The sequence below is a fragment of the Streptomyces sp. DSM 106670 genome (assembly GCF_055792845.1).
In genome coordinates this window covers 6,916,945-6,943,235 of record NZ_CM147704.1, presented here as the reverse complement: position 1 = coordinate 6,943,235, position 26,291 = coordinate 6,916,945, and the positions used below count along the sequence as shown (strand labels likewise).

Sequence of the window (26,291 nt, the reverse complement as noted above, 5' to 3'; positions counted from 1 at the left end):
GTGGGCACGGCAGGACCCTAGGAGGATTTGAGTGCCACAGCGGTGCGGCTGTGGGTGCCGAGATGGTGGAAGAACAGGTTGAGCACGACCGCCACCAGTGCTCCCGCGCTGATCCCGGAGCCGAGGACGGTCTGTGCCCAGGCCGGGAAACCGGCGTAGAAGGTGGGCGCGGCGAGCGGGATGATGCCCGCGCCGAGCGCGACGGCCACCAGGATGATGTTGGAGCTGTCGTCCAGGCCGGCCTCGGAGAGCGTACGGATGCCGCTGACCGCGATGGAGCCGAAGAGGACGATCCCGGCGCCGCCGAGTACGGGCATGGGCACGAGCGAGACGACCGCGCCGAGCACCGGGAAGGCGCCGAGGACCAGGAGCGCGCCGCCCGCCGCCGCGACGACGTACCGGCTGCGGACGCGGGTCAGCGAGACGACGCCGACGTTCTGGGCGAAGGCGCTGGTCGGGAAGCCCCCGAAGACCGGGCCGAGGAGGGTGGCGATGCCGTCGGTGCGCAGGCCGCGGGTGATCGTACGGCCGTCGGTGCGGCGGTCGCAGATCTCGCCGAGGGCGAGCATTCCGGCCGAGGACTCCGTCATCAGGACGAGCATGACGATGCAGAGCGAGAGGATCGCGGCGGGGTGGAACTCCGGCGCGCCGAAGGCGAAGGGGGTCGGCAGGGCGGCGAGCGGTGCGGACTTCAGCGCGGAGAAGTCGGCGAGTCCGAACGGGATCGCGGCCAGCGTGCCGACGAACATGCCCATGAGCAGGGCCACTTGCTTGAGGAAGCCGCGGCCGAAGCGCTGGATGAGCAGGATGACGACGAGCGTGAAGGCGGCCAGCGCCAGGTACTTCATGGCGCCGAAGTCGTCGGCGGTGGCGTCGCCGCCCTGTGCCCAGGCGACGGGCACGGGCATGAGGGTGACGCCGATGAGGGTGATGACCACGCCGGTGACGAGCGGCGGGAAGAAGCGCAGCAGTCTGCCGAAGAAGGGGCCGACGGCCAGGCAGAAGACTCCGGCGACGAGCACCGCCCCGTAGATCGCGGGGAGTTGGTGGCCCGGCGCGCTGGTCTCGGCGATGGCGAGCATCGGCGCGATCCCGGCGGAGGAGGCGGCGTTGACGAAGGGGAGCCGGTTGCCGGCGAAGGGGCCGAGGCCGATCGTCTGGAGGATGGTGGCGAGTCCGGCGATCAGGAGGCTCGCCGCGATGAGCCGGGTCATTCCGGCGGTGTCCAGGCCGACGGCCTGGCCGATGATCAGCGGAGGGGTGACGACGCCCGCGTACATGGCGGCGATGTGCTGGAGTGCGGCGGGGACGAGCCGCGCGGGCGGAAGCTTCTCGTCGACCGGGTGAACTGCCGTGTCGGCGGCGGTCGGTGAGGTTTTGCACGGGCCTTCTGCCGGCCCCGTTGCAGGCTGTGCCATGGGTTTTCCCTCCGGGATGACCGGCCGCCGTCCGGCTGTGGACGGACGGCGGCCGGTTCAGTGCCGCGTCAGAGGTTGGTCATGTCGACCGGGATCTTCGGCTCGACGCCGTCCCGGAGCACGGTGGCCTCGATCAGACCGTAGGGACGGTCCGCCGCGAAGTAGACCTCGTTGTCGTTCTTGAGGCCGAACGGTTCGAGGTCCACCAGGAAGTGGTGGTTGTTCGGCAGCGAGAAGCGGATCTCGTCGATCTCGCTGCGGCTGTTGATGATGCGCGAACCCATCTGGTACAGGGTCTGCTGGAGCGAGAGGGAGTACGTCTCGGCGAAGGCGTGGAGCATGTGCTTGCGCGCCTGCTCGTAGGACTTCTCCCAGTTCGGCATGCGCTGCTCGTCGCTGGTCCAGTTGTAGCGCCAGCGGGCGGAGACGTCCGTCGCCAGGATGCGGTCGTACGCCTCCTTCAGCGTCGTGTACCTGTCCTTGACGTAGCCCCAGAACTCGGAGTTGGTCGAGTTCATCACGGTGAGGTCCTTGAGGCCCGAGATGACCTCCCAGTTCTCACCGTCGTAGGTGATCTGAGAGACGCGGGTCTCCTGGCCCTTGCGGACGAAGGAGTGCTTGACCTCGTCGGCGCCGATGAACCTGGAGTTGCCGTCGGAGGTCGCGATGCGCTCCCAGCTGTACTCCTCGATCCGGATCCGGGCGCGGTGGATCGGCGCCTGCGAGGAGACGAAGTGCCGGGCGAGGTGGATGCCGAACTGCTCGGCGGACTCGATCCCGTGCTCCTTGGCGAACGCGAACACCGTGTTCTTGGTGGTGTCCGTCGGCAGGACGTTGGCGTTGGAGCCGGAGTAGTGGACGTCGTCCATGTCGCCGGAGAGGGCGACCGAGACGTTCAGGTCCTTGATGTGGTGGGTGTCGCCGTCCCGCGTGATCTTGACGACGCGGTTCTCTGCTTTGCCGTACTGGTTCTGGCCGAGAATCGTGGGCATGTCGGTGCTAGCTCCCTCGGTAAACGGAGTAGCCGAACGGGTTGAGCAGCAGCGGTACGTGATAGTGCTCGCCCGGGACGACCGCGAACGCGATGGTCACCTCCGGGAAGAACGCGCCGCTGTCCCTTACGCGGGGGGCGTCCTGCTGCGCCTCGGCTTGCTTCTTGGAAAAGTACGTCTCGGTGTCGAAGTCGAGACGCACATGGGTCGTTCCCTCCGGCAGTGCCGGGAGGTCCTTGCAGCGCCCGTCCGCATCGGTCGCGGAGGCTCCGAGCGTCACGTACGGCGCGTCGCCGCCGCTGCGGGCGGCGAGCGAGACGGCGACGGACGCGGCGGGGCGGCCGATGCTGGTGTCCAGGATGTGGGTGGACACCGATGCGGTCGTGTCGGTACTCAAGACCGTCACTCTCCTAGATCTCAAGAGTCCTGTGCGGGAGCGCCCTCTGCGAGGGTCTCCGTCACGAGACGGGTCAGCCGGATGCGGTTGATCTTGCCCAGTTCGGTGCGCACGATCTCCTGCTCCTGCTCGGGCGAGTTCCCGATCCGGGACTTCACCGCGTCGCGCATCTGCTCACCGGTGGCGCCGGTGGCGCAGATCAGGAAGACATGTCCGAACCGCTCCTGGTAGGCCAGGTTCAGTTCGAGCATCTCGGTCTTGAGCTCCTCGGAGGCGCCGGCCATCCCCCGCTGCTCGCGGGAGGAGGTCGGGTCGCCGGGGACCGGACGCCCGATCGGCGGGTGGCCGGCCATCGCTTCGGCCAGGTCCGCCGCGGCGAGCGTCGCCATGGCGGCGTCGCTCGCGGCGAGCAGGGCTTCTTCGGTGGCGTACGGACGCCCGGCGAGGATGGTGTTTCCCCAGGTCGCACTGGCACACACCTCGTGCAGTGCGGGAGTGGCCTCGCCGTCCGCCAGGGTGTTGAACCGGGTGAGGCCCGGTGTGGAGCTCGAAGTCACGGGAGCCTCCGTGGCTGTTTTTCGCTGTGCGTTGTTCGGGCTGCGGATAGCTAACGCCCTCCGCAACACGACGTCAACACTTTGTTGAAATCTCGCGAACGAAGAAAGCCGCCGTCCCGACATGCGGACGGCGGCTTTCCGGTGCGTTCGGCGGGTTCGGCCAACTACTCACCCTTGGCCGAATGTTCCCGGTTCAGATAGTTGTACACGGTGAACCGGGAGACGCCCAGAGCGCCGGCCACGGTCTCCACTCCGTGTCGCACGGAGAAGGCACCGCGTGCCTCCAGGGTCCGGACGACGCTCTGCTTGGCCTTGCGGTCCAGGTCGGCGAGTGGCATCCCGTGCCGTCGCTCCATCGCGGCGAGGATGTGGTCCAGCGAGTCGGAGAGCTGGGGCAGGCGTACGGCTATGACGTCCCGGCCCTCCCAGGCGAGCACCACATCGTCCGGCTGGGCCTGCTCGGGGCCCAGCAGCTCGGCGCCCATCGCGTCGACGAGCGGCTTGACGGCGGAGACGAGAGGGTGATCGGCCGTCGCCGGGGGGTGATCGACGGATTCGGTCATGACACGTCCCCCTCGATCACGTTCACCTGGAGCGAGACCCGGGTGGCGCCCGAGGCCAGGGACTGGCGCAGCAGCGCGTCCACGGCGGTCAGCACCTCGTCGGCGCCGCCTTCCGCGGTGTTGCCGAAGGGTCCGACGTCGACGGCGTCCAGCTCGGCGCCCTGGATCACCTCGCGGGCCACCACCGCGTGGGTGGGCGCCTCATCGAGATCGAACGGCTCGGTGGTGAATTCCACCCTCAAGCGCACTGTGCCTCCATGGTGTCCTCGCCCGGGGTGCGGGCTCCCGCGGCTCGGCCACGACTGTAACCGCTGGACGGGGCCCCGCTCCGGTGCGCGCGGGGCCCCGGCCGGGGTGGTCACGGGAGCGGCAGCACGCAGACCGCGACCGGCGCCGGGAAGGGCTCGCCCGCCCCGGTCAGGGAGCCGTCGGGGCCGACCGCGAAGACGGTCACGGTGGAGGAGCGCTGGTTGGCGGCGAAGAGCAGGGAGCTGTCCGGGGACAGGGCGAGCTGGCGGGGCCAGTCGCCGCCGACCGGCACGGTGTCCAGCAGGCGCAGGGCCGCCCCGTCGTCCTCGACGGCGTACCGGGTGAGGCTGTTGTGGCCCCGGTTGGCGAGGTAGACGTACGCCCCGTCGCCGGTGACCACCGGCTGGGCGGGGTAGCTGGTGCCCGGTCCGGTGCCGGTGGACTGCCCGGGGCCCGGGGTGAGGACGCCGGTGGCGGGGTCGTACGCGCAGACGACCATGGTGTCGTCCAGCTCGCAGGCCAGATAGGCGAACCGCCCGCCGGGGTGGAAGGCCAGGTGGCGGGGGCCGGAGCCGGGGGCCAGGGCGGCGCGGGAGACCTCGGTGAGCGTCCCGGCGGACTCGTCCAGCGCGTAGGTGTACACGGTGTCGGTGCCCAGGTCGACGGCGAGGACATGGCCGCCGTCGGGCGAGGTGACGATCTGGTGGGCGTGCGGTCCGCCCTGGCCGGGGCCGGGCGGCGGCGAGCTGTGGGTGACCAGGTCGGTGCGCTCGCCCAGCGATCCGTCCGCCGCGACCGGGTGCACGGCGACGCTGCCGGAGGTGTAGTTGGCGCTCAGCAGCCAGTTTCCGGACGGGTGGACGGAGAGGTGGGTGGGGCCCGAGCCGCCGGTGGGGCGGGTGCCGAGCAGCTCGTACGTCCCGTCCGGCGCGAGCGCCACGGCGGTGACCGCGCCCGCGTCCTGCTCGGAGACCGCGTAGACGGTGGCGCCGGAGGGGTGGAGGGCCAGGTAGGAGGGGTTCTCGACGCCGGTGATCGTCGGCCCGGTGGTGATGGCGCCGGTGCCGGAGTCGTACGCGGCGGTGCCGATGCCCGTGCCGCCGCCCGCCTCGGAGGTGTACGTGCCGAGCAGCAGCGGGCGGGTGGCGCGCGGGGCGGCGGGCGCCGGAGCGGACCGGGCGGGCGCGGCGAGGGCCGGGGTGGCGAGTGCGGGGGCGGCGGCCAGGGCGGCTCCCGCCAGCAGACCGCCGAGGAGGCCCCGGCGGCTGGGCAGGCCGGGGCCGGGGGCCTCGACCGCGGACGCGGGGGCGCGGCCGGGACGGGCGGGGACCGGGTTCGGGTGGGGGGCTGGGTTCATGCGAGGCACCTCGTGTGGGGGTTCGGCTGCTTCGGATGCGTCCGCCACCCTGGCCCGCCGACGCCCGTTCGACAAGAGGTGCAACCGGAGTTGCGTCCTGTGCAACGCGACCGGGAGGTCGCGATCAGGCGCCCGCCTGGATGTCCCCCCTGGTCGAGGAGGCGATGGCGTCGCCGTGCGCGAAATCGCCGGGCGGAATACCCGGGTGGTGTCCCTCCCGGTCGGGGGCGATGTCGGCCGCCGGACCGAGCGCGAGCCGGGAGACGATCCGGTAGCGGTCGCCCCGGTAGAGCGAGTGGACGTACTCCACCGGGCGGCCCGTGGTGTCGGAGGTCAGCCGCTCGAAGAGCAGCGCCGGCGAGAGCTCCGGGACGTCGAGCAGCCCGGCCTCGGCACGGGTGACGACGGTGGGCTCGATCGCCTGGACCGCCTCGTGGACGTGCACGCCGTGGGTGGCGCGCAGATGCTCGTACAGGTCGCCGCTCTCCAGCTCCTGCGCACTGAGCCCCGGCACCAGCTCCGCCCGGATGTGCAGATGCTCGATGGCCATCGGCGCCCCGTCGACCAGCCGCAGCCGCGCCACGTAGACGATCTCGGCGGCCGGTGACATCCGCAGCTTGCGGCCGACCCTGGCCCCCGCCTGGAGCGTGGTGAACTCCAGCAGCCGGCTCGACCAGGCTCCCGACGCCTGCGGCACGGTCAGCGACCGGTCCCCCGCCACCAGCTCCTGGGTGATCTTGGCGGGGGCGACGAACATGCCCCGGCCGTGCTCGCGCACCAGGAGTCCGGCGGCGACCAGCTCGTCGACCGCCGCGCGCACGGTGGGCCGGGACACGCCGAGCAGGGCGCACAGAGCACGCTCCGAGGGGATGGCGTCGCCGGGGCTGCGCGACTCGATCAGCTCCAGCACGGCATCGCGGGTCCGCTCCCGTTTGAGCACCGTCCCCGGCACATCCGCGTCCATGGTCTCCCCTCCCGACGACTGCGCTTTTCTTACCAGTTGACCATCCCGCCACACCAACTGGCCTGCTGGTCAGGTGAAGTGTAGCGCTTGCCCGGCCCGTACCGACCGGCCACGTTACGGATAGATCACCAATTTCCCTTTGTACGCAGGGGGTTGACGGCCCCATTGGTCTATGCCACCTTCATCCACCACCGACAGGCGAGCTGTCCAGTGAGCCCTACTGGTCAGGTGGTCAGGCCTCGTCAGGTCCGTCCGATCCGTCTCTCTTCCGAGGTGAACCGTGAAGTACCGCTTGCTCGCCGGTGGGTCCGTGCTCGTCCTGACCGCCGTACTCAGTGCCTGTGGATCGTCGTCCGGGCCGGACTCCGGCAACGGGGACGGCCGGACGACGGTGGACGTCTGGCTGATGCGCGACAGCGTCTCGGACGAGTTCCAGAAGGAGTTCACCGCGGACTTCGAGAAGCGCCATCCGACGATCGACGTGAAGATCCAGGTCCAGGAGTGGGACGGGATCGGCCAGAAGATCACCGCCGCCCTGGCCAGCAACGACGCCCCGGACGTCATCGAGGCGGGCAACACCCAGGTGGCGCAGTTCGCGGAGAGCGGCGGGCTGCTCGACCTCAGCGACCGGACCGAGGAGCTGAACGGCGAGGACTGGCTGAGCGGCCTGGCCGAGCCGGGCTCGTACGAGGGCAAGCAGTACGGCATCCCGTACTACGCCGCCAACCGGGTGGTCGTCTACCGCACGGACCTCTTCGAGAAGGCCGGCGTCGACGCCGCGGCGATCAAGACCCGCGAGCAGTGGATCGACGCCACGGCCAAGCTCAACAAGGGCGGCACGCAGGGCATCTACCTGCCCGGACAGATGTGGTACGCGCTGGCCGGATTCATCTGGGACGAGGGCGGCGACCTCGCGAGCAGGTCCGGGGAGAAGTGGTCCGGCGCGCTGGACACCCCCGAGGCGCTGCGCGGCATGGCCTTCTACAAGGAGCTCCAGGCGCTCGGCAAGGGCCCCAAGGACTCCGACGAGGACGACCCGCCGCAGACCGAGGTGATGGCCCAGGGGCAGGTGGCCCAGGTCATCCAGACCCCGGGCGGAGCCAAGGTCATCGCGGAGAAGAACCCCGAACTGGCGGGCAAGCTCGCCTTCTTCCCGATCCCGGGCAGGACCGCGGACACTCCGGGCGCGGTCTTCACCGGCGGCTCCGACCTGGTCGTGCCGGCCGCCGCGGCCCACCCCGACGAGGCGGTCACCTTCATCAAGGAGCTGACCGGGGACACCTGGCAGAAGAAGCTCGCCGTCGCCATGAGCTACGTACCGAACCGGACCACGCTGGCCTCCGCCGTGGCCGACGACCCGGGGGCCGCCGCGATGGCGGTCGGCGCGGCCAACGGGCACGCGACGCCCAACACCCCGGGCTGGGCCGCGGTCGAGGCGGAGAACCCGATCAAGGACTACATGACGGCCGTGCTCACCGGGGGCGATCCGGCGAAGGAGGCGGCGAAGGCCTCGCAGGACATCACCCGGGCCATGAACGCCGGTTCCTGACCCGGCCCCCGATCCGCCACCGCAGCAGCTCGAAAGGAGGCGTGCCGTGCCGGTCGTCGACCAACGGACCGCACCCCGCACCCCCCGGCGGCGCCCGGCCCCGCGCCTCGCCGTACGCAAGGACCCGCCCCCGCGCGGCAGGGCCCAGGGCCTCTGGCCGTACGCCCTGATCGCCCCCGCCGTCGGCGGCATGCTCTATCTGCTGGTCTACCCGCTGGTGCGGGCCGTCCTGATCTCGTTCCAGGACTTCCGGCTGCGCCAGCTCATCGCGGGTGACGCGGAGTTCGTCGGGCTGCGGAACTACCGCACGCTGCTGACCGATCCACGGTTCTGGGAGGTGGTGCGCCGCACCTTCCTGTTCATGGCCGTCAACGTCGTCCTGATCATGGTCATCGCCACCCTGGTCGCCCTGATGGTGGAGCGGCTGGGCCGGATCGGGCGGACGGTGGTGCTGTGCTCGCTGGTGCTGGCCTGGGCGATGCCGGTGGTGGCGGCGACCACCGTCTTCCAGTGGCTGTTCCACTCGGAGTTCGGGATCGTCAACTGGTCGCTGACCTCGCTCGGCCTCGACTCCTTCGAGCGCTATCCGTGGTTCGCGAACGGCACCGCGGCCTTCGCCATCCTGGTGACGCTGATCGTCTGGCAGTCGGTGCCGTTCGCCGCGATCACCCTGTACTCGGCACTGACCACCGTCTCTCCGGAGCTGTACGAGTCGGCGCGGCTGGACGGGGCGGGCGCGGCGCGGATCTTCCGTTCGGTGACCTTCCCGATGCTGCGGCCGATCTTTCTGCTGGTCCTCTCGCTGGAGGTGATCTGGACGTTCAAGGCGTTCGTCCAGATCTGGGTGATGACCCGGGGCGGGCCGGGCGACGCGACGACGATCCTGCCGGTCTACGCGGTCCAGACGGCGCTCTCCAGCCAGCGGTACGACCTGGGTTCCGCCGCCTCGATGGTCACCGTGGTCCTGATGTCCGGGGTGCTCGTCCTCTACTTCCGCCAGATGCTCCGCCAGGAGGACGAGACCCGATGAACTCACCTGTCCCGCACCCTCGGCTGCGGCGTCTGCCGCTGAACCTCGCCGCGGCCGTGACCGTCGTGGTGTGCCTCTTCCCCGTCTACTGGATGATCTCCACGGCCTTCAAACCGTCCAAGGACATCCAGTCCGCCGACCCGCAGCTCTTCCCGCACACCTGGACGCTCGACCACTTCCAACGCGCCGTGGAAGCCGACGGGTTCGCCCTCTTCTGGCGCAACAGCATCCTGGTCACGCTCGGGGCCGTCCTGCTGGCGCTGCTGGTCGCGCTGGGCGCGGCGTTCGCCGTGGCGCGGCTGCGGTGGAAGGGCCGGCGGCAGTTCATGCTGATGATCTTCATCGCGCAGATGGCGCCCTGGGAGTCGCTGATCATCCCGATCTACATCATCTCGCGGGACACCGACATGCTGGACCGGCTGCCGACGCTGACGCTGATCTACTTCATGATCACGCTGCCGTTCACCGTCGTGGTGCTGCGGGGCTTCATCGGGACGATCCCGCCGGAGCTGGAGGAGGCCGCGCAGGTCGACGGCTGCACCCGGACCGGGGCCTTCTGGCGGGTGGCGATGCCGCTGCTGGCACCGGGTCTGATGGCGACCTCGCTGTTCGGGTTCATCACCGCCTGGAACGAGTTCGCCTACGCCAACTTCCTGATCATCAAGCAGCAGGACAACCGCACGCTGCCGGTCTGGCTGTCGTCCTTCCAGAACACCTTCGGCACCGACTGGGGCGCCACCATGGCCGCCTCCACCCTCTTCGCGCTGCCCGCCCTGGTGATCTTCCTGCTGCTCCAGCGCCATGTCACGTCCGGCTTCGCCGCCGGCGCCGTCAAGGGCTGAGCGTTCGACACCACCTCGCCACCCGCCCGCCCGCCCGCCCGCGAACCGAATCCGGAGACCCCGTGCCCGCATCGCGCCCCGCCCCCGCCCTCTCCCTCCTCCCCCGGCCCAGCAGGATCTCCTCGCTCGGCGGCCGGCTCACCCTCGACCGGGAGACCACCGTCCGGGCGCTGCGGGGCGCGGAGCCGGCGGCGGACCTGCTGCGCACCCTGGTCGGCCGCACCACCGGACTGCCCCTCGCCCCCGCGCCGGACGGCCGGGTCGTCCTCGCCCTGGACGACCGGCTCGGCGGCCTCGGCGAGGAGGGGTACGGGCTGACGGTCGCCCCGCGCGCCCTCCAGCTGCGCGCCGCCCATCTCACCGGGCTGCTCCGGGGCGTCCAGACGATCCGCCAACTGCTGCCCGCCGAGGCGCTGTCGGGCGGTCCGGCGCGCACGGGTTCCTGGGAGCTGCCGTGCGTCGAGATCACCGACGTACCGGACCGGCCGTGGCGCGGGGCGATGCTGGACGTGGCGCGGCGCTTCCAGCCGATCGGCTATCTGCGCCGGTACGTGGACCTGTTGGCGCTGCACAAGCTGAACGTCCTGCATCTGCATCTCACCGACGACCAGGGCTGGCGGATGCCGGTCGACGCCTACCCCCGGCTGATCTCGGTCGGCTCCCGGCGGGCCGGGTCGCAGAAGGGCCCGACCGGTCCGGACGGGGCGCACTTCGACACGGTGCCGCACGAAGGGCACTACACGAAGGCGGAGTTGAGGGTCCTGGTGCGGTACGCGGCGGAGCGCGGCGTCACCGTCGTACCGGAGATCGAGATGCCCGGCCATGTGCGGGCCGCGCTCGCCGCCTATCCGGAGCTGGGCAATCACCCGGAGCGGGAGCTGGACGTGTGGACCCGCTGGGGGGTGTGCGACACGATCCTCGGCGTGCACGAGGGGGTCTTCGACTTCTGCCGCGCCGTGCTGGAAGAGGTGATGGAGGTCTTCCCGTCGCCCTACATCCACATCGGCGGCGAGGAGTGCCCGACCACCGAATGGGAGGAGAGCCCGGCGGCCCGCGAACGCGCGGCGGCGCTGGGGCTCGCCGACCCGTCGGCGCTGCACGGCTGGTTCATGGGCCGGATCGGGGCGTTCCTGGTGGAGCGCGGCCGGATTCCGCTCGGCTGGGTCGAGAACGGCGCCGAACTCCCGCCGGAATTCACGGTGATGACCTGGCGCGACTCCTCGCACACGCGGGCCGCCGTACACCGCGGCCACCAGGTGATCGCCGCGCACCACCGGGCGACCTACCTCGACTACGCCCAGTCCGGCGACCCGTCGGAACCGGTGGCCCAGCCCGGAGCGCCGGTCTCCCTGCACACGGTCCACGCCTACGAACCGGCCCCGCCCGACTGGCCGGAGGCCGAGCGGGGCCGGGTGCTCGGGACCCAGGCCCAGGTGTGGACGGAGTACGCCCGCACCCCCGAGGAGATCGAGTACCTCAGCTACCCACGGCTGTGCGCGCTCGCCGACCGTTCCTGGTCCGGCGGGCGCGGCGACTGGCCGGGGTTCGTCGAGCGGCTGCGTCACCACACCGCCCGGCTGGACGCCCTGGGCGTCCCCTACCGCCCGCTGGACGCACGGTCGCTCGCGACGGCCGGGCACGCGTCCCCGTCCTCAGGAACAGCGCGACCCCACTCGTAACCACTCCCCCACCACCGTTCCGGAGAGGAACACACCCGTGAACACACCCGCGAACACATCACGCAGGAATCCGCGCAGGTCCAGGCTGCGCACCGCCGCCGCATCGGCCGCCGCCACGGCCCTGGCCGTCACCGGGCTCGCCGCTCTGCCGTCCTCGGCGTCCGCCGCGGCGGACGGCATCGTCGTCCAGTACCGGACGAGCGCGTCCGGTGCGAGCGCCGACCAGAGCGAGCCGTGGCTGAAGGTCCGTAACGCCGGCTCCGCCTCCGTACCGCTGAGCAGTGTGAAGGTGCGCTACTACTTCAAGGCCGACTCGGCGTCCGCCGCCTACCGGTTCGCCTGTTCCTGGGCGGTGAAGGGGTGCGCGAACATCACCGGGACGTTCGGGACGCTCGCCACCCCGACCGCCACCGCGGACCGCTATCTGGAGATCGGCTTCACCGCCGGGGCGGGCTCGCTCGCGCCGGGCGCGGACACCGGGGACATGCAGCTCCGGTTCCACCAGGCGTCCTGGGCCTCGCTCGTGCAGTCCGACGACTACTCCTTCGGCCCGGACCGGACCGCGTACGGCGACTGGTCCAAGGTGACGGCGCATGTCTCCGGCGCGACCGTGTGGGGCGAGGCGCCCGGCGGCAACGGGCCGACCGACCCGCCGGACCCGACGGACCCGCCCACCGACCCGCCGGGTGACGCGCCGGCGCTCTTCGACGACTTCGACTACAGCTCGCACACCGACCCGAAGATCAACGCGAACGGCTGGAGCGTACGGTCCAACTCCGGCGGTCCGGGCGTGCCGGGCGCGACCTGGGCGCCGGAGAACGTCACCTTCGCCGACCAGGGCGGAAACACGGTGATGAACCTGGAGACCTCGACGGCGGGCACCGGGGCTTCGACGAAGCACACCGAGATCCTGACGCAGTCGATGAAGTTCAAGAACGGGACGTACGCGTCGCGGGTGAAGTTCAGCGACGCGCCGCGCTCGGGCCCGGACGGCGACCGGATCGTGCAGACGTTCTTCACCATCAACGACCTCAAGGCGCCGATGGCGGACGACTACGCGGAGTACGACTTCGAGTATCTGCCGAACGGCGGCTGGGGCGAGCCGGCGAACATCCTGTACACGACGTCGTGGGAGACCTACCGGCCCGACCCGTGGGAGGCGGTCAACGCGCACAGCGAGTCGCGGCAGTCCTACGCGGGCTGGCACGACCTGGTGGTGACGATCGACGACAACGAGATCACGTACTACGTCGACGGGCAGCACTTCGGGACGCACGGGGCGGCCTATCTGCCCGAGCGGCCGATGTCGATCAACTTCAACCAGTGGCTGATCGACCTGGAGGGGCAGCCGAGCACCACGCCCCGCGCCTACGACCAGCAGGTGGACTACGTCCTGCATGTGAAGGACCAGGTGCTCACCCCGGCGCAGGTCAACGCGATGGTCGGGACGTACCGCGACGCGGGCACGAGCTTCGAGGACACGGTCCCGGGCAGCTAGGAGCGGTGCGCACGGCGTGAGAGCCGGGCGGGGCGGGGGTCGACGGCGGCCCCCGCCCCGCTTTCGTATGCCCGAAGGCGCCCGCGCCACCGATTCCGTACGCCGCTGACCGGGGCGAATTTTCCGGCACCCCCTTGACAGCCCTGCCACCCTCCGGGCAATCTTCCGTTAAGCAGAAACTAACTTCCGCAATACGGAAGGAGCGCCGAAACCCTCATGGGATACCCGGACCAGCGCTTCGATGTGAACCTTTCGATCCTCTTCACGGAACTCCCGCTCCTGGAGCGTCCCGCGGCAGCCGCCGCGGCGGGCTTCACGGCGGTCGAGCTGTGGTGGCCCTGGATCGAGACCCCCACCCCGCCGCAGGCGGAGCTCGACGCCCTCAAGAAGGCGCTCGACGACGCCGGCACCCAGCTGGTGGGGCTGAACTTCTACGCCGGACAGCTGCCCGGCCCCGACCGCGGCGCGCTCTCCGTGCCCGGCACGGAGTCGGACCGTTTCCGGGCCAACATCGAGGTGGCGGCCGACTTCGCCGCCTCGGTCGGCTGCACGGCGCTCAACGCGCTGTACGGCAACCGCGTCGAGGGCGCGGACCCGCAGGTGCAGGACGCGCTCGCGCTGGAGAACCTGGTGCTGGCCGCCCGCGCGGCGGACCGCGTCGGGGCGATCCTGCTCGTCGAGACGCTCAACAAGCCGGAGTCGCCGCTCTATCCGCTGGTCAGCGCACCGGCCGCGATCGAGGTCGTCGACAAGGTCAACGCGGCGACGGGCCTCGGGAACGCCAAGTTCCTGCTGGACCTCTACCACCTCTCGATGAACGGCGAGGACCTCAGCCAGGTCATCAAGGCGTACGCCGCGAAGACCGGTCACGTCCAGATCGCCGACAACCCGGGCCGCGGCGCGCCGGGCACCGGCTCGCTCCCGCTGGAGCGGCTCCTGGACGAGCTCAAGGACGCGGGTTACGCGGGCTGGGTCGGCCTGGAGTACAAGCCTGGTGACCGGCCGAGCGCGGAGTCCTTCGACTGGCTCCCGGCGTCGGCCAGAGCGGCCGGCTGACCGGCCGGTTCCACGACAGGGCGGTCCCAACGCCCCTACGTACACACGTTTTTCAGGAAGGCACCCTCATGAGCAACAACCTCCCCAAGGTTGCGTGGATCGGTCTCGGCATCATGGGCTCCCCCATGTCGGAGAACCTGATCAAGGCCGGTTACTCCGTCACCGGATACACCCTGGAGCAGGACAAGATCGACCGGCTGGTCGCGGCCGGCGGCACCGGCGCCTCCTCGATCGCGGACGCGGTCAAGGACGCGGATGTCGTCATCACGATGGTGCCCGCATCGCCGCAGGTCGAGGCCATCGCCTACGGCCCGGACGGCATCCTGGAGAACGCGAAGCGCGGCGCGCTGCTGGTGGACATGTCCTCCATCACCCCGCAGACCTCCGTGGACCTCGCCAAGAACGCGGCCGAGAAGGGCATCCGGGTCCTGGACGCGCCGGTCTCCGGCGGCGAGGCCGGCGCCATCGAGGCGGTCCTGTCCATCATGGTCGGCGGCGAGCAGGCGGACTTCGACGCCGCGAAGCCGCTGCTCGAAGCGCTCGGCAAGACGATCGTGCTCTGCGGCCCGCACGGCTCCGGCCAGACGGTGAAGGCCGCCAACCAGCTGATCGTCGCGGTCAACATCCAGGCCTGCGCCGAGGCCGTGGTCTTCCTGGAGAAGTCCGGCGTCGACCTCGCCGCCGCGCTGGACGTGCTCAACGGCGGTCTGGCCGGCTCGACCGTGCTGACCCGCAAGAAGGACAACTTCCTGAAGCGGGACTTCGCCCCCGGCTTCCGGATCGACCTGCACCACAAGGACATGGGCATCGTCACGGACGCCGCCCGCAACGTCGGCGCGGCCCTGCCCGTCGGCGGTGTGGTCGCCCAGCTGGTCGCCTCGCTGCGCGCCCAGGGCGACGGCGGCCTGGACCACTCGGCGCTGCTGCGCTCGGTCGAGCGGCTGTCCGGCTCCCAGGTCTGATCCCTCCCCCGGCTCCGCGAGGAGCCCCCGGCCTCGTACGGGGCCACGGCCCGCACGACGGGCCCCTTGATCTCCGGGCCGCGGTGGCGCTGACACCTGTCCTGTCGCGCCCAGGCGCTGCCGCGGCCCGGAACCACATACTTCGTTTTCAACAAACTGTTGACGTTGTCTCGCGGCGAATCTACGCTCCTCAAGCCGTCAGCAGCTCGTACGAAAGGTCATCCCGCCACATGGCTAAGCGTGTGCTCACGACCGAGTCAGGCGCCCCGGTCGCCGACAACCAGAACTCCGCCACCGCCGGTGTCGGTGGACCGATCCTCCTCCAGGACCAGCACCTCCTGGAGAAGCTCGCCCGCTTCAACCGTGAGCGCATCCCGGAGCGCGTGGTCCACGCCCGCGGCTCCGGCGCGTACGGCTACTTCGAGGTGACCGACGACGTCACCGGCTTCACCCGCGCCGACTTCCTCTCCTCGGTCGGCAAACGCACCGAGACGTTCATCCGCTTCTCGACCGTCGCCGACTCGCTCGGCGGCGCGGACGCGGTCCGCGACCCGCGCGGCTTCGCCCTCAAGTTCTACACGGACGAGGGCAATTACGACCTGGTCGGCAACAACACCCCGGTGTTCTTCATCAAGGACCCGATCAAGTTCCCCGACTTCATCCACTCGCAGAAGCGCGACCCGTTCACGGGCAAGCAGGAGCCGGACAACGTCTGGGACTTCTGGGCGCACGCCCCCGAGGCGACGCACCAGGTCACCTGGCTGATGGGCGACCGCGGCATCCCCGCCTCGTACCGTCACATGAACGGCTACGGCTCGCACACCTACCAGTGGACGAACGCCGAGGGCGAGGCCTTCTTCGTCAAGTACCACTTCAAGACGAACCAGGGCGTGCGGTCCCTCTCCGCCGACCAGGCCGCCGAGCTCGTCGGCAAGGACGCCAACTCGCACCAGACGGACCTGCTCCAGGCCATCGAACGCGGCGTCAACCCGTCCTGGACGCTGTACGTCCAGGTGATGCCGGCCGCCGAGGCCGCCGACTACCGGTTCAACCCGTTCGACCTCACCAAGGTGTGGCCGCACAGCGACTACCCGCTCCAGCGGGTCGGCCGCCTGGTCCTGGACCGGAACCCGGACAACGTCTTCGCCGAGGTCGAGCAGGCCGCGTTCTCGCCGAACAACTTCGTGCCCGGCATCGGCCCGTCCCCGGACAAGATGCTCCAGGGCCGGCTGTTCGCCTACGCGGACGCGCACCGCTACCGCCTGGGCGTCAACCACACCCACCTGCCGGTGAACGCGCCGCGCACCGCGGTGGTGGACAACTACGGCCGCGACGGCATCCACGCGACCCGCAACGGCTCGCGCCACGACAAGAACTACGAGCCCAACTCGTACGCCGGTCCGGCGCAGACCGACGCGGCGCTCGCCGCGCCGCTCGCGATCCACGGCTGGACGGGCACGCACGAGGCGCCCGCCCACGCCAAGGACGACGACTTCTTCCAGGCGGGCGAACTCTTCCGGCTCATGTCGGAGGACGAGAAGGGCCGTCTGGTCGCGAACATCGCCGGAGGCCTCTCGCAGGTCACCCGCGACGACGTGATCGAGAAGAACCTCGCCCACTTCCACGCCGCCGACGCCGACTACGGCAAGCGCGTGGAGGAGGCGGTCCGCGCCCTGCGCGAGGACTGAGCCTCCCGCACAGACCCCTGCCCGTACCGCGCACCCGGATGAGGGGTGCCGCGCGGCACGGGCAGGACGACGAGGCCGCGGCGGCTGTGCGATGCCAGTGCGGTGGTGAAGACCCGGGGACCGTCTCCTGACCTGAAGGAGACGCCCTCGCCCGGGCCGATCGCCGCCGCCGCGGTCCCTGTCACCCCTGAACGAGGGCGTGGAGTACGGATACGGTCCCGTACTCCACGCCCTTTCGCATGCCCGCGCCACCCAGCCCGTCCGGGTGGTGAGGCCGCGCCATATCCAGCCCGTCCGGCGTTTGAGGACGGAACCCTTGCGTGGGTGGGCGCGCACTCTTCGAGACAGGGACGCCACCGTGCCCCTCACGCAGGAGACAGCCCGCTCCAGCCCCACGGTTCCGTCCTCAAACGCCGGACGGGCTGTTCGTTCGGCCAGGCTTGACGCTCCTGGCTAACGGCGTTAGCCTTTAGCTAGTCGCATTAGCTTATAGCTTTCGCGTTTCATCGAGCAGGGAGATGCCATGACCGAGTTCATCTCCGTCCCGGGCGGCACCCTCGCCTACGAGACCGCCGGCGAGGGCCCACTGGTCGTCCTGGCCCACGGCATGGGCGACAGCCGCGCGGCGTACAGGTTCGTCCTGCCGCGCCTGGTGGCGGCGGGCTACCGCGTGGTCGCGGTCGACCTGCGGGGCTGCGGCGAGTCGAGCGCGTCCTGGCCTTCCTACTCGCGCACCGACATCGCGGGTGATCTGCTCGCGGTGATCCGTCACCTCGACAGCGGCCCGGCCGTCCTGGTCGGACACTCGATCTCCGGCGGCGCCGCCACCATCGCGGCCGCCCAGGATCCCGGCCTGGTCAGCGGCATCATCGAACTGGCCCCCTTCACGCGCGCACAGTCGATCAAGCTCGGCGACTTCCGCTCGAAGAGCTACCGCAAGGGTGCCTTCCTGCTGCTCGGCGCCGGTCTGTTCGGCAGCGTGGGACTGTGGTCCCGCTACCTCGATCACGCCTACCCGGGCCGCAAGCCCGCCGACTGGGCCGACCGGCTGGCCCGCGTCGAGGCGATGCTGGGCGAGCCCGGCCGGAAGCGGGCGATGCGGAAGATGGGGCAGTCGGCGCCGACCGACGCAGGCGCCCGGTTGGGCGACGTACGGTGCCCCGCCCTGGTCGTGGAGGGCTCGCTCGACCCCGACTGGGTCGACCCGCGCGCCGAGGGCGAGGCGATCGTGGCCGCGATGCCCGCCGGTGTCGGGGAGCTCGCGGTGATCGAGGGAGCCGGCCACTACCCGCACGACCAGTACCCCGAGGAGACGGTGTCCCTGCTACTGGCCTTCCTGGAAACGCACACCCGTGCCTAGGGCGGGCCTCGACACGAACGCCGTCGTCGCGGCGGGAGCGGCACTCGCCGACGAGGTCGGCTGGGCGGGCCTGACCATGGGGCTGCTGGCCGACAGACTCGGCGTACGGCCGCCGTCGCTGTACAAGCACGTCGGCTCCCTGCACGAACTGCGGCACGGCATCTCCGTCCGGGCCAAGCGCGAACTCGCCCAGCACCTGGCCCGGGAGTGCGTCGGCCGTTCCGGCCCGAGCGCGGTGCGGGCGTTCGCCGACAGCTACCGCCACTGGGCCCTGGAGCATCCCGGCCGCTATGCCGCCACCGTCCCCGCTCCGGCGGCCGGTGACGAGGAGGACCGGCACGCGGGCGAAGAGGCCTTGCGGGTGCTGCTCGACGTCCTCGCCGGTTTCGGCCTGCCCGACGCGCGCGTCGTCGACTCCGCACGGGCGCTGCGATCAGCGCTTCACGGGTTCGTCACCCTGGAGAGCGCCGGCGGCTTCGGGCTGCCCCGTGACGTCACACGGAGCTTCCACTTCCTCCTCGACACCCTGATCGCCGGTTTCCTGGCCGACGCTCCCGGCCGCACCTCCGCGCCATGAGGGCCGGGACGCGGCCTCCGGGGCACGATCACGTCCGGGGCGGCCTGCGCTTCGCCGTCGAGATGACCGCTTGGGTGTGCACCCCCTGGGCCCTGTGGTCGTACTCCGTCCCGCTGGCGATCGGCGCCGTCCTGCTGCTGATCGGGCTGCCTGCCCTGTTCGGCACTCCGGGCGACCGGCCCGGCGGAGACCCGCCCGTCGCGGTGCCCGGCATCGTCACCGTTTTGCTGGTCGTGGTCCAGCTGGTGGCGGCAGCGGCGTCCGCATGGGCGCTGTGGGGGACGTGGATCGCCGCGTCGGTGACCGTCCTGTGCCTGGTCGTGCCCGTCACCGAACTACCGCGCTGGCGGGCTCTGCTGAGAACGTCCCGTGGTCGGGCCGAGCGCCCGGCACACCGTTCGTAGCGGGTCCGGTCCGCAGCCGAAACGCGAGGGCCCCCGGCCCGGAGGCTTCTCCGGAGCAGGGGCCCTCGTTCGGCGACGGGTGGGTCAGGAGACGGTCAGGGGGCGGATCGCGGTGGGTGCGTGGGACGGGTCCGTGGCGATGTCCTCGAACTCGTTGACCGACGCGATGTCGCTGCCGCTCATCGCGATGTTCGTGACCCGCTCCAGAATCGCCTCGACCACCACCGGCACCCGGAACTCCGCCGCCAGCTTCTTCGCCTCCTCGAAGGCCGGCAGCAGCTGGTCCGGCTCGGTGACCCGGATCGCCTTGCAGCCGAGGCCCTCGACGACCTTGACGTGGTCGACGCCGTAGACGCCCAGCTCCGGGGAGTTGAGGTTCTCGAACTCCAGGTTGACCTGGAAGTCGATGTCGAAGTTGCGCTGCGCCTGGCGGATCAGCCCCAGGTAGGAGTTGTTCACCAGGACGTGGACGTACGGGATGCGGTGCTGCGCGCCGACGGCCAGCTCCTCCAGCATGAACTGGAAGTCGTAGTCGCCGGAGAGGGCGACGACCGTGCCCTCCGGGTCCGCGGTGGCGACACCCAGCGCGGCCGGGATCGTCCAGCCCAGCGGGCCCGCCTGGCCGCAGTTGATCCAGTGGCGCGGCTTGTAGACGTGCAGCATCTGCGCGCCCGCGATCTGCGAGAGCCCGATCGTGGTGACGTAACGGGTCTCCGGGCCGAACGCCCGGTTCATCTCCTCGTACACGCGCTGCGGCTTGAGCGGCACGTTGTCGAAGTGGGTCCTGCGCTGGAGGCTCGCCTTGCGCTCCTGCGTGGAGCCGGCCCAGGCCGAGCGGTCCTTGAGCTCGCCCGCGGCCTTCAGCTCGCGCGCCACCTCGACGAAGAGCTCCAGCGCGGCCTTGGCGTCGGAGGCGATGCCGAGGTCCGGGGCGAAGATCTTGCCGATCTGGGTGGGCTCGATGTCGACGTGGACGAAGGTGCGGCCCTGGGTGTAGACGTCCAGCTTGCCGGTGTGGCGGTTGGCCCAGCGGTTGCCGATGCCGAGGACGAAGTCGGACTCCAGGAAGTTCGCGTTGCCGTAGCGGTGCGAGGTCTGCAGGCCCACCATGCCGGCGTTCAGCTCGTGGTCGTCGGGCAGGATGCCCCAGCCCATCAGGGTCGGGATGACCGGGACGCCGGTCAGCTCGGCGAACTCCACCAGCAGCTCGGAGGCGTCGGCGTTGATGATGCCGCCGCCCGCGACGAGCACCGGGCGCTCCGAGGCGTTCAGCAGCTGCACGGCCCGATCGATCTGCTTGCGGGAGGCGGCGGGCTTGTGCACCGGGAGGGGCTCGTACAGCTCGGGGTCGAACTCGATCTCGGTGAGCTGGACGTCGATCGGCAGGTCGATGAGGACCGGTCCCGGACGGCCGGTGCGCATCAGGTGGAAGGCCTGCTGGAAGACGCCGGGGACCTGCGCGGCCTCCAGGACGGTGGTCGCCGCCTTGGTGACCGGCTTGGCGATCGACGCGATGTCGACGGCCTGGAAGTCCTCCTTGTGCAGGACGGCGGTCGGCGCCTGGCCGGTGATGCACAGGATCGGGATGGAGTCGGCGATGGCGGAGTACAGACCGGTGATCATGTCGGTGCCCGCCGGGCCCGACGTACCGATGCAGACGCCGATGTTGCCGGCCTTGGCCCGGGTGTAGCCCTCGGCCATGTGGGAGGCGCCCTCGACGTGACGGGCCAGGGTGTGCTGCACCCCGCCGGAGGCCTTGAGGGCCGCGTAGAAGGGGTTGATCGCCGCACCCGGCACACCGAACGCGTTGCTGACGCCTTCGCGCTTGAGGATCTCAACTGCCGCTCGGGCAGCGGTCATACGAGGCATTGAGTGCTCCTGCTCGGGATTGGTGGAGTCGGGCTCTGTCGCGCCACCTGAGAGCACCAATTCCGCATTACGGAAATTCAGTTCTGCTATACGGAAGCAATCTAAAACCTGGGGCGACCCCCGTCAAGGGCGTGAACCGCCGTCCGCCCGTACGAAGTGCGTCAATCCCCTCCCCAGAGCCTCGCTCCTGGTGGACGATGGTGTGACGAGGGAGGCACGGAGCGCAGTCGGTCGCGCGGCCGTGCCGGAGGGAGAGTTACGTGGAGTCCGTGCCGGTCCGGTGCCCTGTCTGCGGCCGGGACCACGCCTACAGCACACCGGCCTACCCCTGCCCGTGCGGGACGCCCACCGCCCCACCGCTGCTGCCGGGCGCCCCGGCGGTCCTGGTCACCCACCGCAGCTGGAGCGACGCCTGGGTCACCGTCCGCTGTACGTCCTGCGCCCGGGAGGACCAGTGGCCGCAGCCCGAGCTGTGCTGCCCGTGCGGGACCGTCCTGCGGATACCCGTGCGCCCGGTGGCCGCCGCCTCGGCCCCGGCCGCGCCGGTCTCCCCGGCCCATATCCCGCTGCCGCGCACCGCCGCGCACCCGCGCCCGGCGTTCCACCCGATGACGATCCGCACGGGCCACGACGCGGTGAGCGCGGCCGGCCTCTATCTGACGTGGCTGGGCTACCGCGACGTCGGCCGGCCCGGGGCGGGCCCGGCCTCCGGGATCGATCTGCGGGCCGACGGGCTGATCGCGCAGGTCGACTCCAGCACCCGGCCGACGACGCTCCGCGCGGTCGAGACCCTCTGGCTCAACGCACTGGGCGCCTCGGCGGCCGGTGTGTTCTTCTCCCTCGCGGGGTACGCGGCCGATGCCCGGGCCCGCGCGGACGGCGTCGGACTCCCGCTCTTCGTCATGGACCTCACCGGGACCCCGCAGCCGGTGAACGGCCCGGCGGACGAGCTGGTCAGCACGGGCGCCTGAACGGACGCCCCGGACTCCGCCGGGAGGTGGATCCGGCCACCCGCGTACCGGTCCGCCGTCCGGCGCGGCACACTGAGTACATGCGTATCCGCTCCGCCAGACGCTCGGATCTTCCGCTTCTCCAGGACATCGAGCGCGCCGCAGGGGAACCGTTCCGGGCCCTGGGCATGGCCTTCGTGGCCGACGACGATCCGCCCCCGCTCGACCTGCTGGAGAGCTACCGGCAGGCAGACCGTTGCTGGGTGGCCACCGACCCTCTCTCCGCCACCGGCGACCGGCCGCTCGGCTATGTGCTCGCCGACCCCGTCGACGACGCCCTGCACATCGAGCAGGTGTCGGTCGACCCGTGCGCCGCCCGCCGGGGCATCGGCCGGGCCCTGATCGCCCACCTGGCCGAGCTGGCCTCGGCCCGGGGAATGGCGGCGCTGACCCTGACCACCTTCACCGATGTGCCGTGGAACGCCCCGTACTACGCCCGGATCGGCTTCCGGGTCCTGCCCGAGGCCGAACTCACCGACGGGCTGCGCACGATCCGCGCCGAGGAGGCCCAGCACGGGCTCGACCGCTGGCCCCGGGTCTGCATGCGACGCGAACTGACGCCGACGGCCCGGACGCCGGAGGCCCGGACGCCGGATGCCCGGCCTTCGGATCCTCGACCGCCGGATGTGCCGGAGACAGTCAACCCTCCGCGTATTCCGGACGCTTCGGGGCCCGCGGACGCCTCGGAGCCCGTGGCTGTCAGTGGCAACGCGTAAGCTGTGCGCATGGCTTTACTCCCGGACAGTTCCCTCCCCGCAGACCGCCCCGCGCCCGCCGCCGAGCAGGCCAACGAGGCCATCCGCGCGCTCGTCGACTCCTCCGGACAGGGCTGGTCCGCGGCGGAGGCGGCGACGTACGAGGTGCTGCTCATCGAGTGGGCGGCGGCGACCCGGGGCGGCCCCGACATCATCGAAGCCGCCTGACCCGCCGCCCGCCCGCTCAGTCCGCGTACGTCTCACGCAGCTCGATCTTGCGGACCTTCCCGCTGACCGTCATCGGGAAGGTCTCCAGGATCCGCAGCCTGCGCGGGATCTTGTAGTGCGCGAGCCTCTCCCGGCAGTGTGCGGTGACCTCCTCCAGGGTCGGCGGATCGGCCGGGTCGCGCGGGATGACGCAGGCCAGGATCTCCTCGCCGTAGCGCTCGTCGGGCACCCCGACCACCTGGACGTCGGCGATCTTCGGGTGGCTGTACAGGAACTCCTCGATCTCCCGTGGGTACACGTTCTCGCCACCCCGGATGATCATGTCCTTGATCCGGCCGACGACCTGGACGTATCCGTCCTCGCGCATCACCGCGAGATCGCCCGTGTGCATCCACCGCCCCGCGTCGACGACTTCGGCGGTGCGGTCGGGCTGGTCCCAGTAGCCGAGCATCACGCTGTAGCCCCGGGTGCGCAGTTCGCCCGAGCTGCCGCGCTCCAGGGTGACGCCGGTGACCGGGTCGACGATCTTGACCTCGATGTGCGGCAGCACCCGGCCCACCGTGCCGGTACGGCGTTCCAGGTCGTCGTCGCGGCGGGTCTGCGTGGAGACGGGTGAGGTCTCCGTCATTCCGTAGCAGATGGAGACCTCGGCCATGTGCATCTCGGCGACGACCCGCTTCATCACCTCGGCCGGGCAGGGCGAACCGGCCATGATCCCGGTGCGCAGCGAGGAGAGGTCGTACGCGGCGAAGTCCGGCAGGTTCAGCTCGGCGATGAACATGGTGGGCACGCCGTACAGCGAGGTGCAGCGCTCCTGTTGGACGGCGGCCAGCACGGCGGCGGGCTCGAAGGACGGGCCCGGGATCACGATGCAGGCGCCGTGCGAGGTGGCGGCGAGGTTGCCCATCACCATGCCGAAGCAGTGGTAGAAGGGCACCGGGAGGCAGACCCGGTCCGCCTCGGTGTAGGCGATCGTCTCCCCCACGAAATAGCCGTTGTTGAGGATGTTGTGGTGGGAGAGCGTCGCGCCCTTGGGGAAGCCCGTGGTGCCCGAGGTGTACTGGATGTTGATCGGGTCGTCGCAGGACAGCTCCGCCTCGCGGGCGGCCAGTTGTCCGCGCGTCACGGCGGGGGCGGCGGCGGTCAGCTCCGCCCAGGACGGGTCGCCGATGTAGTGGACGGCCCGCAGGTCCGGGCAGTTGCCGCGGACCTCCTCGACGAGGGTGCGGTAGTCGCTGGTGCGGTGCGAGAGCGAGGCGACCAGCAGGGAGATGCCGGCCTGCGCGAGGACGAACTCCACCTCGTGGGCGCGGTAGGCCGGGTTGATGGTGACCATGACGGCCCCGATCCGGGCCGTGGCGTACTGCACGAGCACCCACTCGGGGCAGTTGACCGCCCAGATGCCGACCCGGTCGCCCTTCGCCACCCCGGACGCCATCAGGGCGCGGGCCAGCTCGTCGACGTCCGCGGCGAATTCCGTATACGTCCAGCGGCGGCCGGAGGCCACGTCGACCAGCGCCTCGCGGTCGCCGTGCGCGGCGACCGTACGGTCGAGGTTGCGGCCGATGGTGTCGCCGAGCAGCGCGGTGTCGCCGGTGCCGTGTGCGTAGGACAGCTTCTCGTGTGCCGGCTCGCTCACTTCAGGTCCCCCTCGTCGAACTCGGCGCCGGTGCCCAGGGCGGTGCGTTCCCGGAGCTCGATGCGGCGGATCTTGCCCGAGACGGTCTTGGGCAGCTCCGCGAACTCCAGCCTGCGGATGCGTTTGTACGGGGCGAGGACCGCCCGGGAGTGCTCGAAGAGGATTTTCGCGGTGTCCGGGCCCGGCTCCCAGCCCTCCGCGAGCACGACGTACGCCTTCGGGACGGCGAGGCGCAGCGGGTCGGGGGCGGGCACCACGGCGGCCTCGGCGACCGCCTCGTGCTCCAGCAGGGCGCTCTCCAGCTCGAACGGCGAGATCTTGTAGTCGGAGGCCTTGAACACGTCGTCGGCGCGGCCCACATAGGTGATGTAGCCGTCCTCGTCGCGTGCGCCGATGTCACCGGTGCGGTAATAGCCACCGGCCATCGACTCGGCGGTGCGGTCCGGGTCGCCGTGGTAGCCGGTCATCAGGCCGACGGGGCGGTCGGAGAGGTCGAGGGCGATCTCGCCCTCCGTCGCGCCGGGCTGTCCCGTCACCGGGTCGAGCAGTTCGACGGTGAAACCGGGGCTCGGGCGGCCCATGGATCCGGTCTTGAGGAGCTGGCCGGGGGTGTTGGCGACCTGGACGGCGGTCTCCGTCTGGCCGAAGCCGTCCCGGATCGTGACGCCCCACTCCCGCCGGACCGTCTCGATGACCTCCGGGTTCAGCGGCTCCCCGGCCGCGACGACCTCGCGCGGCGGGACCTTCAGCTGACTCAGGTCGGCCTGGATGAGCATCCGCCAGACGGTGGGCGGTGCGCAGAAGCTGGTGATGCCCGAGCGGTCCATCTCGGCCATCAGACGGCCCGCGTCGAAGCGGGTGTAGTTGAAGATGAAGACGGTGGCCTCGGCGCTCCACGGGGCGAAGAGGTTCGACCAGGCGTGCTTGGCCCAGCCGGGCGAGGAGATGTTCAGATGGACGTCGCCCGGCCTGAGCCCGATCCAGTACATCGTCGACAGGTGGCCCACCGGATAGGACACATGGGTGTGCTCGACCAGCTTGGGGCTGGCGGTGGTGCCGGAGGTGAAGTAGAGCATCAGCGGCTCGTCCGCGTCCGTCTCCCGGCCGGGCGTGAACGCCGCGGGCGCCTCGGCCACCCCCGCGTACGGCAGCCAGCCCGCCACCTCCTCGCCCACCGCGATCCGGGTGTAGTCCCCGGGCACCTCGTCGAACTTCGCGGTGTCCGCGTCCCGCACCAGCACATGGCGCACCCGGCCGCGCTCCACCCGGTCGCGCAGGTCGGCGGGGCCGAGCAGCGGGGTGGCGGGGATGACGACGGCGCGCAGCTTCATCGCGGCGAGGGCGGTCTCCCACAGCTCGACCTGGTTGCCGAGCATCACGAGGATGCGGTCGCCCTCCCGTACGCCCCGCGCCTTCAGCCAGTTGGCGGCCCGGTCGGAGCGCTCCGACATCGCGGCGAAGGACACCTCGGTGCGCCGGCCGTCCTCCTCCACGATGTGCAGGGCGGTGCGGTCGTTGTTCTCGGCGATGACGTCGAACCAGTCCAGCGCCCAGTTGAAGTGGTCCGCCCGGGGCCAGCGGAAGCCCGCGTACGCGGTGTCGTAGTCCTCGCGGTGCGCCAGCAGGAAGTCCCGGGCGGCCCGGAACGTCTCGGTCGCGCTGGTTGCCGACATGTGCCCTCCTCATTACGGACCGGTCGCCTAACATC

25 protein-coding genes are annotated in these 26,291 nt (G+C 70.9%); 14 read left to right on the top strand and 11 right to left on the bottom strand.

Going from position 1 to position 26,291, the window contains the following annotated elements; genetic code table 11:
- Window positions 1-17: 17 nt before the first annotated feature.
- The 8 genes from ACSMXR_RS30710 to ACSMXR_RS30675 all read right to left on the bottom strand — a co-directional run bounded on the left by ACSMXR_RS30710 (window position 18) and on the right by ACSMXR_RS30675 (window position 6,497).
- Complete coding sequence (locus ACSMXR_RS30710) at window positions 18-1,418, bottom strand: nucleobase:cation symporter-2 family protein (RefSeq protein ID WP_137234036.1); 1,401 nt, start codon at window positions 1,416-1,418, stop codon at window positions 18-20.
- A gap of 68 nt (window positions 1,419-1,486) precedes the next feature.
- Window positions 1,487-2,410 carry a factor-independent urate hydroxylase gene (gene pucL / locus ACSMXR_RS30705; RefSeq protein ID WP_473170365.1) on the bottom strand — a complete coding sequence of 308 codons (924 nt, stop codon included), beginning with the start codon at window positions 2,408-2,410 and terminating at the stop codon, window positions 1,487-1,489.
- Between the two features lie 7 nt (window positions 2,411-2,417).
- Entirely contained in the window at window positions 2,418-2,807 is a 390-nt protein-coding gene (gene uraH / locus ACSMXR_RS30700) for a hydroxyisourate hydrolase (protein ID WP_073881777.1), read from the bottom strand.
- A 20-nt stretch (window positions 2,808-2,827) separates the two neighbouring features.
- The gene (gene uraD / locus ACSMXR_RS30695) at window positions 2,828-3,364 is read right to left on the bottom strand and encodes a 2-oxo-4-hydroxy-4-carboxy-5-ureidoimidazoline decarboxylase (RefSeq protein WP_473170364.1); all 537 of its coding nucleotides are present in this window, start codon (window positions 3,362-3,364) and stop codon (window positions 2,828-2,830) included.
- A gap of 164 nt (window positions 3,365-3,528) precedes the next feature.
- Complete coding sequence (locus ACSMXR_RS30690) at window positions 3,529-3,927, bottom strand: helix-turn-helix domain-containing protein (RefSeq protein ID WP_473170363.1); 399 nt, start codon at window positions 3,925-3,927, stop codon at window positions 3,529-3,531.
- Window positions 3,924-4,175, bottom strand: coding sequence for a YkoF family thiamine-binding protein (locus ACSMXR_RS30685; RefSeq protein ID WP_473170362.1), 252 nt, complete (start codon window positions 4,173-4,175; stop codon window positions 3,924-3,926). The genes ACSMXR_RS30690 and ACSMXR_RS30685 overlap by 4 nt, the downstream gene beginning before the upstream one ends.
- Before the next feature lie 110 nt (window positions 4,176-4,285).
- Window positions 4,286-5,533 carry a lactonase family protein gene (locus tag ACSMXR_RS30680; RefSeq protein ID WP_473170361.1) on the bottom strand — a complete coding sequence of 416 codons (1,248 nt, stop codon included), beginning with the start codon at window positions 5,531-5,533 and terminating at the stop codon, window positions 4,286-4,288.
- Between the two features lie 124 nt (window positions 5,534-5,657).
- Window positions 5,658-6,497, bottom strand: a complete 840-nt coding sequence (locus tag ACSMXR_RS30675; RefSeq protein WP_103511201.1) for a GntR family transcriptional regulator — start codon at window positions 6,495-6,497, stop codon at window positions 5,658-5,660.
- 280 nt (window positions 6,498-6,777) lie between these two features.
- On the opposite strand from ACSMXR_RS30675, the gene ACSMXR_RS30670 reads away from it, so the two are divergent.
- The 11 genes from ACSMXR_RS30670 (at window position 6,778) to ACSMXR_RS30620 (ending at window position 19,142) form a co-directional block, all read left to right on the top strand.
- The gene (locus tag ACSMXR_RS30670) at window positions 6,778-8,046 is read left to right on the top strand and encodes an extracellular solute-binding protein (RefSeq protein WP_137234041.1); all 1,269 of its coding nucleotides are present in this window, start codon (window positions 6,778-6,780) and stop codon (window positions 8,044-8,046) included.
- Window positions 8,047-8,092: 46 nt separating this feature from the next.
- Complete coding sequence (locus ACSMXR_RS30665) at window positions 8,093-9,076, top strand: carbohydrate ABC transporter permease (RefSeq protein ID WP_242742984.1); 984 nt, start codon at window positions 8,093-8,095, stop codon at window positions 9,074-9,076.
- Window positions 9,073-9,918: a carbohydrate ABC transporter permease gene (locus ACSMXR_RS30660; protein WP_473170360.1), complete on the top strand. Its 846-nt coding sequence runs from the start codon at window positions 9,073-9,075 to the stop codon at window positions 9,916-9,918. The genes ACSMXR_RS30665 and ACSMXR_RS30660 overlap by 4 nt, the downstream gene beginning before the upstream one ends.
- Window positions 9,919-9,980: 62 nt before the next feature.
- Window positions 9,981-11,597 (top strand): beta-N-acetylhexosaminidase, encoded by a 1,617-nt coding sequence (locus ACSMXR_RS30655; RefSeq protein ID WP_473170359.1) that lies wholly within the window; start codon window positions 9,981-9,983, stop codon window positions 11,595-11,597.
- Window positions 11,598-11,634: 37 nt separating this feature from the next.
- Window positions 11,635-13,095, top strand: a complete 1,461-nt coding sequence (locus tag ACSMXR_RS30650; protein WP_473170358.1) for a cellulose binding domain-containing protein — start codon at window positions 11,635-11,637, stop codon at window positions 13,093-13,095.
- 216 nt (window positions 13,096-13,311) lie between these two features.
- On the top strand, window positions 13,312-14,151 hold the full coding sequence (locus ACSMXR_RS30645; protein WP_137234046.1) for a TIM barrel protein: 840 nt from the start codon (window positions 13,312-13,314) through the stop codon (window positions 14,149-14,151).
- Window positions 14,152-14,219: 68 nt separating this feature from the next.
- A complete protein-coding gene (locus ACSMXR_RS30640; RefSeq protein WP_473170357.1) occupies window positions 14,220-15,113 on the top strand; it encodes a 2-hydroxy-3-oxopropionate reductase in 894 nt (297 codons plus the stop codon).
- 230 nt (window positions 15,114-15,343) lie between these two features.
- Window positions 15,344-16,801: a catalase gene (locus ACSMXR_RS30635; RefSeq protein WP_364882690.1), complete on the top strand. Its 1,458-nt coding sequence runs from the start codon at window positions 15,344-15,346 to the stop codon at window positions 16,799-16,801.
- Window positions 16,802-17,324: 523 nt separating this feature from the next.
- Complete coding sequence (locus tag ACSMXR_RS30630; protein WP_473170356.1) at window positions 17,325-18,161, top strand: alpha/beta fold hydrolase; 837 nt, start codon at window positions 17,325-17,327, stop codon at window positions 18,159-18,161.
- Window positions 18,154-18,738, top strand: a complete 585-nt coding sequence (locus ACSMXR_RS30625) for a TetR/AcrR family transcriptional regulator (protein ID WP_137234049.1) — start codon at window positions 18,154-18,156, stop codon at window positions 18,736-18,738. Before ACSMXR_RS30630 ends, ACSMXR_RS30625 begins: the two co-directional genes overlap by 8 nt.
- A 62-nt stretch (window positions 18,739-18,800) precedes the next feature.
- Window positions 18,801-19,142, top strand: coding sequence for a hypothetical protein (locus tag ACSMXR_RS30620; protein ID WP_381847518.1), 342 nt, complete (start codon window positions 18,801-18,803; stop codon window positions 19,140-19,142).
- An 84-nt stretch (window positions 19,143-19,226) separates the two neighbouring features.
- On the opposite strand, the gene gcl is transcribed toward ACSMXR_RS30620, so the two are convergent.
- Entirely contained in the window at window positions 19,227-21,011 is a 1,785-nt protein-coding gene (gcl, locus tag ACSMXR_RS30615; RefSeq protein WP_381847520.1) for a glyoxylate carboligase, read from the bottom strand.
- A gap of 260 nt (window positions 21,012-21,271) precedes the next feature.
- Between gcl and ACSMXR_RS30610 the strand changes: the two genes are divergently transcribed.
- The 3 genes from ACSMXR_RS30610 (at window position 21,272) to ACSMXR_RS30600 (ending at window position 22,944) form a co-directional block, all read left to right on the top strand.
- Window positions 21,272-21,982 (top strand): hypothetical protein, encoded by a 711-nt coding sequence (locus ACSMXR_RS30610; RefSeq protein ID WP_376185550.1) that lies wholly within the window; start codon window positions 21,272-21,274, stop codon window positions 21,980-21,982.
- An 80-nt stretch (window positions 21,983-22,062) separates the two neighbouring features.
- Window positions 22,063-22,737 (top strand): GNAT family N-acetyltransferase, encoded by a 675-nt coding sequence (locus tag ACSMXR_RS30605; RefSeq protein ID WP_473170355.1) that lies wholly within the window; start codon window positions 22,063-22,065, stop codon window positions 22,735-22,737.
- A 9-nt stretch (window positions 22,738-22,746) separates the two neighbouring features.
- The gene (locus ACSMXR_RS30600) at window positions 22,747-22,944 is read left to right on the top strand and encodes a hypothetical protein (RefSeq protein ID WP_030083973.1); all 198 of its coding nucleotides are present in this window, start codon (window positions 22,747-22,749) and stop codon (window positions 22,942-22,944) included.
- 16 nt (window positions 22,945-22,960) lie between these two features.
- Here ACSMXR_RS30600 and ACSMXR_RS30595 read toward each other — a convergent pair whose 3' ends face one another.
- Window positions 22,961-24,583, bottom strand: coding sequence for an AMP-binding protein (locus tag ACSMXR_RS30595; RefSeq protein ID WP_473170354.1), 1,623 nt, complete (start codon window positions 24,581-24,583; stop codon window positions 22,961-22,963).
- Window positions 24,580-26,256 (bottom strand): AMP-binding protein, encoded by a 1,677-nt coding sequence (locus ACSMXR_RS30590; protein WP_218524247.1) that lies wholly within the window; start codon window positions 26,254-26,256, stop codon window positions 24,580-24,582. The genes ACSMXR_RS30595 and ACSMXR_RS30590 overlap by 4 nt, the downstream gene beginning before the upstream one ends.
- Window positions 26,257-26,291: the final 35 nt, after the last annotated feature.